This is a genomic window from Xanthomonas sp. WCS2018Noco2-27 (assembly GCF_031843525.1).
In the GTDB taxonomy this organism is placed as follows: Bacteria; Pseudomonadota; Gammaproteobacteria; order Xanthomonadales; family Xanthomonadaceae; genus Xanthomonas.
On sequence record NZ_JAVTIK010000016.1, the window covers coordinates 73,042 to 85,155 of the forward strand.

Consider the following 12,114-nt stretch of genomic DNA (forward strand, 5'->3'; position numbering starts at 1 on the left):
AGCTGGGGCGACCACACAAAGGCCGCGCCGGCCTGTCGCCGAGCACGGCCGCGCGTCAGCGCATCAACGCGCCAGCACCTGCTGCGCCGGCTTGCCCTGCACGGTGAAGTCGCTGTCGCCCGGGCCGCCGGCGGCGGGGTCGGTGTACCAGCACCACAGCGCGATGCCGTCCACGCCGTGCGCCTGCAACACCTTTCGCCACTGCTGCAGCACCTGCAGTTGCAGGCGGGTATCGACTGCGGCGGTGCGTTGCTCCGGGCTTTCCCACGGCGCGGCCAGGCTGCCGCGTGCCGAACGCAGGCCCAACTCGGCCACCCACACTGGCTTGCCCACGCGCTGCCCCAGGTCCTGCAGGCGCTGCGCGGCGGCGTTCATCTCGGTAGCGCGCGCGCCAGCTGCGTCGGACAGACGCGGATACAGGCTGGTGCCGACCGCATCGAACAGCGACCAGTACCGGAAAGTCTCTGCATGCTCCATCCCGTCGGCCACATACAACAGCTTGCCGCGATAGACCTTGCGCACCGCCGCGACCAACTCGGGCCATTGCTGCGCGTCCTGCAGCTTGCGCAGTTCGGTGCCGACCACCAACGCTTCGGCGTGTTCGTCTTCGGCCAGCTGCGCCAGCGGCAGCAGTGCCTTTTGATATGCGGCAAACCAGGCTGCCTGGTCGGCGGGCGCCACCTCGCCGGCCCAGTGCCCGGGCACCCACACATGTACCTTGAGCGTGGGCTGCAGACCGGACCGATGGCTCTGACGCAGCGCAGCGCGCATGGCCTCCAGGCTGCTGTCGCTACCCAGCACCGGGTCGTTCGATTGCGGGTTTGCCTGCCAGACGAAGGCCACCAGCAGCGCCTTGCGCGCACCGGTCCCGGCCAACGCATCCAGCGACTGCGCAGCGGCAGCGCTTTCCCACGGCGCATTGGCCGAGACCTTGACGTTGGCACCCATCCACATCGGCACGGCCGCATTGCATCCATTGGCCAGCAGGCACACGGCAAGCAACGCTGCGAGGATTAGAACGCGTTTGCACATGCGGCAGACACCTCGGTGGTCGACGCTGCCGTGCCCTGCACGCAGGTGCCGGTACGCAGCGCTGCGTTACTCACGTCCGGCTGCAACGCAGTGGCCGTTGCAGCGCCGGCTGGCGTGGCGGCGGCGCTCATCTGCGCGGGCACGTGCGTCTTGATCGCGGCATCCGCCTCAACCAACGGCGTCAGCGTGTCCGCCGCCGCAGGGGTCGCCACACGCGCGACCGGCAGCGACACCGGTGCGGCCATGACCACCGCCTCGCCCTGCAGTAGCGACTGCGCATCGGCGGGCGCCGCACGCATCCAGCTACCCCAGCCCTGCGGTTGCACCCAGGCTGCGCCGATCAGGCCGAGCAGCAACAATCCGGCTGCCTGGCTGCGCTGATCGGCCTGCAAGGCGCGCAGCAACAGCGCTGCCGGCACCCACAGCAACAACAAGGCATCGAAGCCCGCCCAGCCGAACGCAAACGACAGCGCGGCCGCGCAGATCACCGTGCCGACGCTGGCCACCACGCCACGCGCAAGCGCACCGTTACGCGCACGCATCACCAACGCCAATACCGGGAAGCAGGCCAGCGCCGCCACGCCCCAACGCACCGCAGGCAACCAGCCTTCGGCCTGTGCGGCCAGCGGCAACGGCAACGGACTGGCCCCTTGCGAGATACTCGACAAGGTCGGCCACGGCGCATTGAACACGGTCAGATTGACGTAGGCCCACATGCCGACCAGAAACGCGAACGGCAGATAGCACACCAGGTAGAACGAGCCCGGCGCCTTGCGCAGCATCTGCGGCGGCATCACAAGCAGCAGCCACGGCGCGACCATGGTCGACAACGCCAATGTCTGCAGATCCAGGCACAGCAAAATGCATAGCCACCCGGCGATACGCAGATAGGTGAAGGCCTCCACCGGCCCCTGCAGGCGGCGCAGCGTGCGGCACAAGCCGTAGAACGCCAGCAAGCCCACCGCCTGGCTGCCGCCGGCAGCGATCGGCAGCAGGAACAGCGGGTTGCAGCCCACCAGCAAGGTCAGCCCGCTGGCCCAGCCACGCCCGAACACGCCGGCCAGATCGCGCCACAGCAGCGACAGGAACAAGGCGTTGGCAGCCACCGCCAAAAACGGCCACACCTGAAACGGCAGATCCCAACGATGCAACGCCAGATCGACGGCCCAGGCCAGCAGGCCGCTGGCCGGCACACCGATGCCGGGCGCGCTGGTCGGCGCAACACCGCCCATCGACTGCACCAACAACGGCTGGCTCAGCAGCGACAGCGCCACCACGGCCACCAGAAACGCCGGCAAGCCACTGTCGCGACGCGCTGCCGGCTCACTCTTCGAGTGCGGCGCGGCGTTCGTTTTCCGAATGCTTGCTGATGCCATGCGTGGTCTTCTCCCAATAGAACGGATTGTGGATCAGCTGCCAGAGACCCTTGTAGGCGGCGATCGATTGCAGCACCCAGTAAAACGGCACCGTCAGCGCGTACGGCGCCAACTTGAAGTAGTCGCGTTTGAACGCGGCCACCAGCGTGATGTAGATGAAGAACGCATTGGCCAGCAGTAGATTGACCATCGAGACCGCGGCGAGCCACGGCGGAAAGATGGCATCGAACACGCGCGCGCCGCTCAGCACACTGACCAGGCACAACGTCCACATCACCGGCACACCCAGTGCGATGAAGAAATTGCCGCCGATAAAGAACTGAAAGCCCCAGAACCCCTTGAACCCGGTGCTGCGATACAGATGCACCGGATCGCGCATGTGCACCAGCCAGGTCTGCATGTAGCCCTTGAGCCAGCGTGAGCGCTGCCGGATCCAGTTGGGAATGCTGACGTTGGCCTCTTCGAACGTGGTGGAATTGACCACGTTGACGCGGTAGCCGTTCTGGATCAGCCGCACGCCCAAATCGGCGTCTTCGGTGACGTTGTACGGATCCCACGCGCGCACCTGGCGCAACACGTCCAGACGGAAGTGATTGGAGGTGCCGCCCAGCGGAATCGGGATACGCAGGTATTCCAGCGCCGGCAGGTAGAAGTCGAACCAGAGCGTGTACTCCAGCGTGAACATCCGCGTCAGCCAGTTTTCGTCGGCGTTGTAGTAGTTCAGCCGCGCCTGGATGCACACCACATCCTTTTCCGCCTTGCGGAAGGCGGCCACCACGCGCTTGAGCTGATCCGGCTCGGGCTTGTCTTCGGCGTCGTAGATGGTGAGCAGTTCGCCGCGCGCAAAATGCAGCGCGTAGTTACAGGCCTTGGGCTTGGTCTTGGGCTGCGACGGCGGCACCCGGATGATTTCGAAGAATGCTTCCAGACCAAGTTTCTTGGCCGCGTCGATGGTCTCGAAGTCGTCGGCTTCCAGCACCAGCTTCACGTCGAGCTTGCTGATCGGGTAATCCAGCTTGCGCAGCGCGTTGGCCAGGATCGGCAACACCTCCGGTTCCTTGTACATCGGCACCAGCACGGTATAGACCGGCAGGTCGTCGTCGCGCAGCGCGGCCACTTCGTCTTCGGTGACCTTGATGTCGATGCGGTGGCGCGAACCGAACCACACCAGCAACAGCTTCAAACCGAACGTCGCCAAAAAGCCGAGCGCCACCAGCACGTTGACGGTGATCAGCGCAGGCACCGGGAACAACACCATCGCGATCAGCAACACCGCCGCGATCGCCCACAAGGTGAACTTCTGCCCGCGCGTGACCACCTGGCGCGCCGAGTAGGTCGGTGCGTGCGAGGCGAGCAGGTTCAAGGCGTTGTCGGTGAGCTGCTCGTCGGCGTAGCGCTGCAGGCTCCAGATCACGTCGAACTTGGCGGTGCCGACAAAGCGCACGTCTTCGCCGTAGTGCGCGCGCGCCCAGGCAAACACCGCCGGGTCGGGGTCGGCCACCGCCAGCACCAGCACACCGTCCTCGCGACGCCACGGCAGCAACAAACGCTGCGCATAGCTGTCCAGGTCGGCGGCGGTGAGCAGCTCGGCGTCCGGCGGCTGCTGCACCAGATCGATGAACTCCAGCCCGAAGTGCGCGGCAACGATGGCGTAGAAGCGCTGCGCCGGCACGCCGCGCTGGGCCAGGATCACATCGCCCAGGCGCGAGTTCCAGCGCTGCTGCAACGCCAGCGCCGAGCGCAGCTGTTCGTCGGTGATGACGCCTGCCGTCACCAACGCACGACCCAACAGACCGCGTTCGCGGCCGATGTCCGGCGCCCGTCCCAGCGCCTCCATTTCGCAGGTGACCGTCATTGTCGTGGCGTCCTTAGAAACGCCACCAGGCGGCCACGAACGGCCCGCCTGCGGCACCGGTGTTGCGGCCCATCACCGGCTGCTGGTAACCCAGCTGCCACTGGCTGCCGCCCGGCGCGGTGTACAGCGTCGACAGCTGCAGCTTGGTGAGGTCGTAGTTGGTGCCGGTGGCGACGAAGCCAACGCCGCCAGCAGAGCCGGGGACATCAAAGTTGCTACGTCCGTTGCCCAGGCCCTGGATCACATTGAGCTCGCCCAGCAGTAGCCAGCTCGGGGTCAGGCTCAGACCAGTGGACGCATCCACCCGTACTTCGTCGGAGGCGGCACTGCCGCGCAAGCGCACCGCGCCGCCCAGATCGACATACCCGTTGCGGCCGCCCAGCGTGTAACCACGCCCACGGCTATAACGCAGCTCCAGGCCGTAGTCGCCCAGGCCGAGCGCGGGATCGGAGTTTGCATCGGGATTATTTGGATGGAAGGTCTTGCTACGTCCATAAGCCGGAATGCTGACCAGCGCCTGCACCGAACTCCGCCAGACATCGTCAGCAGCACTCGGCAGGGCATAACGCAGCCCGATTTCCTGATCGGCAAAACCGGTCGTACTAGTCCGCGTACGGCCAGTTCCGCCGTAATTGCTGAAACCGACGTCGGTGAAATAGAAATTACCGATGACGCTGAGCGTGTCAGTCACACCATGCTCGACATAGACGTTGAGCTGGTCCTGGCGACTGCGGCCGTTGCCATCGAATTGCTGGCCATCGCCAAAGGTCGTGCGGTGGTGACTGTCGTCGAACCAGCCACGGCCATCGCTATGCAGTGCCTTGACGATCACTAACGTATCGCCCTGCGGCTGGGTCCAGGCACCGGCAATGGCGCTACCCGGCAACGCAGCCAGCGCGCAACTCAAGGCGAGCGCAGACAGCGCGGCCACCGGCGTGCGGCGGGCGTTACTGGACGGGGTAGACGATGTGGCAACCGGGCTGGACTGCACGGAGGTAAGGCACGACGGACGTACCCGCGAGCGCGGGTCGTTCTGTAAAGACATTTGTACGATTCCTGATGGGGGACCCGTTAGGGACAGGAAGCACGGGCTAGGTCACACTTCGCTGCGAAACGTATCACAGTTCCGGACAGTTCCACATCACGGATTTATCACTAATTTAACACTAGCGACCACTATTTCCGACGCAACAATCGCGGCACCTGGGCAGCTGCATGGGTCCAGATCGCCAGCCATACCCCGAGCTGGGTCAACGGCCCGCGCTGGCCGGCCTCGAACTTGCGGAAATAGCGCCACAACCCGCGATGCTTGTGCCATTCCACGAAGAACGGGCGCGAGCGGCTGGACACACCGCGCACGTGCACCACTTGCAGATCGTTGGCCACCGCCACCAGCGCGCCGGCCTGGCGGGCACGCCGGCACAGATCCAGGTCCTCGGCGTGCAGGCGATACCTGCCGTCCCAGCCGTCCAGCCGATCGAACAGGCTGCGCTGCATCAGCATCAAGGCACCGGAGATCGCATCCACCGGCTGCAGGGCAACCGACGGATTGGCGGGCACCGCCAGCTGGGCAGCGGCACGCGGGGCGCGCAGCATCGCGGCAAAGTCCGGGTCGCGGCGGCGCACGGCCGCATCCGGCCGGCCCTGCTCGTCCACCTGCTCCACCCCAAGCAGCACTGCGGCATGCCCGGTGGCGCGCGCGCACAGCTGCACCAGGGTGTCGGCTTCGACCATCAGATCCGGGTTGATGAAGACCAGCCAGGGCGCCTGCGAGTCGCGCGCGCCCTGATTGCAGGCAGTAGCAAAGCCGGGGTTGTCCGGGTTGGCGATGAAGTGCACCCGGGCATCGGCCAGCGCATGCCGTTGCACCACGTCCAGGGTGTCGTCGCTGGACGCGTTGTCGACCACCCGGATCTCGCTGATGCCATCGGCCGCACGCAGCCGCGACAGGCAGGCATCGATGGTGCTGCTGCTCTGATAGGTGACGACGACGGCGGCGATCTGGACTGGAGTCATCCGGCCATTATCCGGTGCCGGGACCACGCAGCGCCATCGCAGCGACGGCCCGGCATGGCGGCCGACGGCGGCACGGGGCATACTGCGCGCCCGACGGCCGCCACGCGGCCTAAGTCGGCGCCGCCTGCGGCACTCCCACACTTGATTCTTGAGATGACGGCCAGCGACCTTTCGGTTTCGCGCTGCCCTTCCACTCCATGTCGCGCGACCGCCTGATGGCGCCAGCGCGACAACGACGGCCCGGCAGCGCCGTCTGTGTTGTTACCGGCCTGCGTGCCGGCCCCGTTGAATCGGCTGCGCGCAATTGGTCTATACCACTCATCCTCTCCTCGGCATGTCTGCAGAGGGTGTGCGCATGAGCGCGACGCATCAGGTCCATGGCATGAGCCTGGAGTTGGCGCTGCCCGACTGGCCGGCACTGACCGTGGATGAAATCCGCCACGTGCTGCAGCGGTTCTCCGGGCTCGGGTCTGACCACGGCGTGCACTGGCACAGCGCGCGTCCGTTCTCCGCCGCCGCCTGCGTGCAGACCGCGTCCGGCCCGGTGATCGTCAAGCGCCATCACCGCAGCGTGCGCAGTGTCGCTGCCTTGCGCGAAGAACATAGCTTCATGGCCCATCTGCGCTGGGCCGGCGCGCCGGTGGTGGAGGTGCTGTACGCGGCTGACGGCCAGACCGCACTCGCGCAGGACCAGTGGGTCTACGAGGTGCAACGCGTCGGCGCGGGGCGCGACCTGTATCGCGATGCCTTGTCGTGGACACCGTTTAGCAACGTTGCGCATGCGCAGGCCGCAGGGGCTGCGCTCGCGCGGCTGCATCACGCCGCGCAGGGCTTCGATGCACCACCGCGCTCCACCACGGTGCTGGTCGCCAATCTACGGCTGTTTGCACAGCAAGACCCGGTGCAGGCGCTGCAGCGCGCGTTACCCGCGCGACCGCATCTGGCCGCAGCGTTGAAGGAGTTTTCCTGGCAGCACGATCTGGCCACCCACGTGCTGCCCTGGCATGCGCGCGCCTGGCCATTGCTGTCTGCGCCAGGTGCGATGCCGCCGCTGTGGACGCATGGCGACTGGCATGCGTCCAATCTGCTCTGGAACACCGATCACGACGACACCGACGTCAGCGCGATCTTCGACTTCGGATTGAGCGATCGCAGCAGCGCATTGTTCGATCTGGCCACCGCCATCGAACGCAACCTGATCCCGTGGCTGCAGCTGGATACCGGCGCGCGTGCGCCAGCGGACCTGCAACAACTCGATGCCTTGCTGGATGGCTATGCGCTGCATCGCCCAATCAACGCCACACAACTGCGCTGCCTGGCCGCCCTGTTGCCGATCGTGCATGCCGATTTCGCCTTGAGCGAGATCGAGTACTTCGCCGGCATCACGCGTTCGCCCGACAACGTGGACATCGCCTATCACCGCTATCTGTTGGGTCATGCGGACTGGTTTGCCAGCACCGATGGTCAAGCGCTGCTGGCGCATCTGCATGCGCGCGCAGCCCTGCTGCGATGAGCGGCAACACCGTGTCTTTCCTCTTCCCTTCTTTACGAGTTGCTTGCATGTCCCGTCTGTCGTTAGCCGCACGTCCCCATCGCCCGCTGACGCTCGCCCTGGCGCTGAGCCTGGCCGCCCCTGCATTGGCGCAACAGCAGCAACCCGGCGAGTCCGCGGTGCAGCTGGATACGGTCAATGTGCTGGGCGAGCGCAGCGATAGCAGCACGGCGCTGACCGGCTTCGGCGCAACGCCCCTGCTCGATGCGCCGGCCTCCATCGCGGTGATCGAGCGCCAGCAATTGCTCGATCGCCAGGCGCGCGTGCTTAGCGAGGTATTGCGCGCCGATGCCTCTGCCGGCGATGCGTATGCACCGATCGGCTATTACGAAAACTTCGTGGTGCGCGGCTATTCGCTCAATGCCGCCAACAGCTATCGCATCAACGGGCTGAGCGCGGTGGGCGAGCAGTCGATTGCGCTGGAAAACAAGCAGCAGGTGCAGATTGTCAAGGGCCTGACCGGGCTGCAGTCGGGCATCAACGAACCGGCCGGGTTGATCGACTACCGCACCAAACGCCCCGAGCATGTGCGCAGCGTGACCCTGGGCACCGACGAGCAGGGCTCGCGCTATGTCGCCGCCGATTGGGGCGACTGGTTCGGCGCCGAGCGCACGCTGGGCCTGCGCGTGAATGCCGCGCGCGAAGACATCAACAGCTATGTCGATCACGCCGATGGTTACCGCAATTTTCTGTCGCTGGCCGGTGACTGGAAGATCACCGCGCAATCGTTGTTGCAGCTGGATGTGGAGTATCAGCATCGGCAACAGCGCTCGGCGCCCGGCTACCAATTGCTCGATGGCACGCAGGTGCCGCGCGACATCGATGTGCACCGCCTGCTCGGTTACCAGCCGTGGGGGCGGCCGGTGGAGATGGATTCGCTCAACGCGCAGCTGCGCTATGCGTATCAGTTCAACGACGACTGGCGCGCTACTGTCGAGGCCTCGCGCAGCCGCGCGGTGATCAACGATTTCTCCACATTCGCCTGGGGCTGCTATGGCGCCGCGAGCTGTGCCGAGATCTTCACGCCCAACTTCTTCAGTGCGCAAGGCGAGTACGACGTTTACGACTACCGCAGCCCCGACGACACCCGCGTGCACGATCAATTGCGCGCCACCCTCGAAGGCCATGTGGTCACCGGCGCGCTGGAGCATCATCTGAGCATCGGCGGCGACTGGCTACGCCGCACCATCGACCGCTTTGGCTCGGTCAACGAATTCATCGGCAGCGGCAGTATCGATCGCGACCCGGAGGTTTTCGCACAGACCGATGTGGCGCTGGACCCCAAGCAACGCCGCCTGGATAGCCGCCAACGCGCGTTGGTGCTGACCGACCGCATCGGCCTGGGTGCCCTGTGGGAACTGTCGCTCGGCGCACGCGCTGTCCGCTTGGACGAGCGCGCCTTCGACCGCGACGGGCTGCTGGAACGACGCACCCGCAAGGATGCGGTGTTGCCGCAGGCCGCGCTGTTGTTCAAGCCGCAGCAAAACGTGTCGCTGTATGCCAGCTACGCCAAGAGTCTTGCCGCCGGTGGCACGGCCCCGTGGTTTGCCGACAACGCCGATGAAATCCTGCCGCCAACCAAGGCCTACCAGCTGGAAACCGGCGCCAAGCTCGAACTGGATGGCCTGCGCCTGGGCGCGGCGCTGTTCGACATCCGCCAGGCGTATCAATTCACCCAACCGCAGGCCGATGGAGGTCTGTTGTTCGTACAACAAGGCCGGCTGCACAACCGTGGGCTGGAACTGTCGGCCGACGGCGCGGCCACCGAGCAACTGCGGCTGTTCGCCAGTGTCGCCGCCATCCGCGCACGCGCAGAAGAGACCGACATTGCCGAATACGAAGGCCATCAGGCGATCAATGTGCCAAAGCTGCGTGCCAGCGTGCAGGCCGACTACAGCGTGCAAGGCGTCGATGGCCTGGCGGTGCTAGCCGGCGTGCAATACAGCGGGCGCAAGTTCGCCGACCGGCTCGGCAATGCCAGCGTGCCGGCATACACCGTGGCCAACCTGGGGGCGCGCTACGCCACCGCGCTGGGCGGCGTGGCGACCACCTGGCGTTTGAACGTGGACAACGTGTTCGACAAACGCTACTGGCGCGATTCGGGCGAATATCAGGGCGATGCGTATCTGTTTCCGGGTGCGCCGCGCACTGCGCGTCTGAGCGTGCAGGTGGATTTTTGAGGTCTGCTACCCCCATCCGCCCTTCGGGCACCTTCCCCCGCAAGCGGGGGAAGGATGTCGGAGCGTCCGCAGGCGGGGGAAGGACGTCGGAGCGAAATTACCTGTGCTTGTGCGTGTTTCAGGCACTGACTGAAGGCCGCAGGCACCAGCTGAAGGCAGGGGCTCAGCGGTGCGGGCGCTGCCGCGCTTGCAGTGCACTTAGGTACGGGGCACCGCGCAGCATCCACTTCCGACTGCACCACTGTTTTGCACCGGTTGCGCCTCCCCCACCGCTCTCCACTTTCCATCAGGCCTTGCATGTCCTTGCTCGAATCCATCGCCGTTGTGATCAACCTGCTGGGCGTGTGGCTGACCGCACAGCGCATCCGCTGGTGCTGGCCGGTCGGCATCGTGGCGGTCGCGCTGTATGCGTGGCTGTTCTATCAGTGGAAGCTGTACTCGGACATGCTGCTGCAAGGCGTGTATGTGCTGACCCAACTCTACGGGTGGTGGCAGTGGCAACGCGGCAACAGCGTGGACGCCCGCATCCGCCCCTTGCCGATGCCGGAGCGTGAACTGTGGCTCTCACTCTCTGTCGGCGCTGCATTCGCTGCTGCGCTGGGCGCTTACATGCATCACCGCACCGATGCCGCACTCCCATGGCTGGACGCGGCGCTGGCCAGCTTCAGCCTGGTCGCCAGCGTATGGGCCGCGCGCAAGCGTCTCGCTAACTGGGTGCTGTGGATCGTGCTCGATTGCATTTACGTCGGCGTATTCGTCAGCAAGGAGTTGTATCCCACTGCCCTGCTCTACGCCGGCTTCGTGGCGTTGGCGATCTACGGATGGCGCAGCTGGAAAACCCAACAGAACCGGAACCTGACAACGCCACACTAAGCCCGGCGCAGTTTGCGTGCGCGTTCTTCTTTACCATCGCGGCATGCACGATCTTCCTCTCATTGTCTCGCCCATGGCCCGCATCTCCGATTGGCGGTGCGCCGCATGACTGCGTCGCGCCAGCACGCCATCACCGAAATCATCGCCGCGCAGATTGCCGCCGGCGAATGGGGCCCGGACCAGCGCCTGCCGGTGGAGCGCGCGCTTGCCGAACGCTTCGACTGCACCCGCATCACCCTGCGCGAAGCCTTGCAGCACCTTGAAGCCGAAGGCCGCATCTACCGCGAAAACCGCCGTGGCTGGTTCGTCAGCGCACCACGCGTGCGCTACGACCCCACCAGCATCGCCGGCTTCATGCAGTACGTGGCCGCGCAAGGGCGCAAGCCACGCACAGAGTTGTTGAGCGCCACCCGCCAGGCTGCGGGCGCCGCGTTTGCAGCGGCATTGCGACTGGACACGCCGTATGAAGACGTCTTCGTGCTGCAACGCCGACGCTGGATCGACCGCCGCGCCGTGCTGCTGGAAACCAACGTCGTGCTGGCAGCGTGGGCACCGGGCCTGCTCGAACACGACATGGCCGGCTCGCTGTCGAGCGTGTTCAACCAAAAGTTGGGGCTGTTCCTGAGCCGCGCACAGGTGTCGATGCATCCGGCCGGCCTGGATGCCACCCAGGCGATCCTGCTGCAGTCCACCACCGGCACGCCGTGTTTCCGCCTGCAGCGGATCAGCTTTGCCGAAGACGGCCGCGCGGTGGAGCTGGATATCGAATCCTGGCGTCACGACGCACTGGACGTGGTGGTGCGCACCGATGCGCCGATGCGGTCGGCTTCTTAAGAGGTGCTAACAAAACTACGTCACGCCGGTCTACTGCAGGCCGGCTGATCTGCTGACTGGCTGCAGGCCCCTTGCCCGCCCACCCTCGCGGGACACGCTGCAAGGACGTCCTTGTAAGCGCTTACGCAGCATCCATGCCGCGTAAGGTCCCGCGACGGTGAGCGGGCAAGGACCAGTCGAGATGGTCGGTGTGCATGGTGCAAGCAATGCATGATGTGTTTCTACTTTGCTAACTCATATGTGTGTGCGATCCGCATCAGCAGGCCACTGCGACTCGCGAGACGACAAGCTCTTTCACGCAGCTACCGACCAACGTCCTGGTGCGGTGTCCTCGCCGCTTGCGGGACCGTGTGGCGGCATGGATGCCGCCACCGAGCGTCCACGGACGGATTCACG

General features: G+C 65.6%; 9 protein-coding genes. 4 read left to right on the forward strand and 5 right to left on the reverse strand.

All coding sequences use genetic code 11. The features are described 5' to 3' along the window. Positions 1-63: 63 nt before the first annotated feature. From RQH86_RS19775 to RQH86_RS19795, 5 genes are all read right to left on the reverse strand, one after another. The gene (locus tag RQH86_RS19775; RefSeq protein WP_311239513.1) at positions 64-1,032 is read right to left on the reverse strand and encodes a glycosidase-like protein; all 969 of its coding nucleotides are present in this window, start codon (positions 1,030-1,032) and stop codon (positions 64-66) included. Continuing rightward, positions 1,014-2,309, reverse strand: coding sequence for a hypothetical protein (locus RQH86_RS19780; protein ID WP_311239524.1), 1,296 nt, complete (start codon positions 2,307-2,309; stop codon positions 1,014-1,016). Before RQH86_RS19780 ends, RQH86_RS19775 begins: the two co-directional genes overlap by 19 nt. A gap of 46 nt (positions 2,310-2,355) precedes the next feature. After that, entirely contained in the window at positions 2,356-4,263 is a 1,908-nt protein-coding gene (locus RQH86_RS19785; protein ID WP_311239514.1) for a glycosyltransferase family 2 protein, read from the reverse strand. A gap of 13 nt (positions 4,264-4,276) precedes the next feature. After that, complete coding sequence (locus tag RQH86_RS19790) at positions 4,277-5,308, reverse strand: hypothetical protein (RefSeq protein WP_311239515.1); 1,032 nt, start codon at positions 5,306-5,308, stop codon at positions 4,277-4,279. Positions 5,309-5,439: 131 nt separating this feature from the next. Further along, positions 5,440-6,279 carry a glycosyltransferase family 2 protein gene (locus tag RQH86_RS19795; protein WP_115512548.1) on the reverse strand — a complete coding sequence of 280 codons (840 nt, stop codon included), beginning with the start codon at positions 6,277-6,279 and terminating at the stop codon, positions 5,440-5,442. Positions 6,280-6,634: 355 nt separating this feature from the next. On the opposite strand from RQH86_RS19795, the gene RQH86_RS19800 reads away from it, so the two are divergent. The 4 genes from RQH86_RS19800 to RQH86_RS19815 all read left to right on the forward strand — a co-directional run bounded on the left by RQH86_RS19800 (position 6,635) and on the right by RQH86_RS19815 (position 11,718). Continuing rightward, the gene (locus RQH86_RS19800; protein ID WP_311239516.1) at positions 6,635-7,792 is read left to right on the forward strand and encodes an aminoglycoside phosphotransferase family protein; all 1,158 of its coding nucleotides are present in this window, start codon (positions 6,635-6,637) and stop codon (positions 7,790-7,792) included. A 47-nt stretch (positions 7,793-7,839) separates the two neighbouring features. Next, positions 7,840-10,011 carry a TonB-dependent receptor gene (locus RQH86_RS19805; protein WP_311239517.1) on the forward strand — a complete coding sequence of 724 codons (2,172 nt, stop codon included), beginning with the start codon at positions 7,840-7,842 and terminating at the stop codon, positions 10,009-10,011. A 297-nt stretch (positions 10,012-10,308) separates the two neighbouring features. Continuing rightward, entirely contained in the window at positions 10,309-10,884 is a 576-nt protein-coding gene (gene pnuC, locus RQH86_RS19810; RefSeq protein WP_311239518.1) for a nicotinamide riboside transporter PnuC, read from the forward strand. 105 nt (positions 10,885-10,989) lie between these two features. Next, positions 10,990-11,718 carry a UTRA domain-containing protein gene (locus RQH86_RS19815; protein ID WP_115514459.1) on the forward strand — a complete coding sequence of 243 codons (729 nt, stop codon included), beginning with the start codon at positions 10,990-10,992 and terminating at the stop codon, positions 11,716-11,718. The last annotated feature ends 396 nt before the right edge of the window (positions 11,719-12,114 follow it).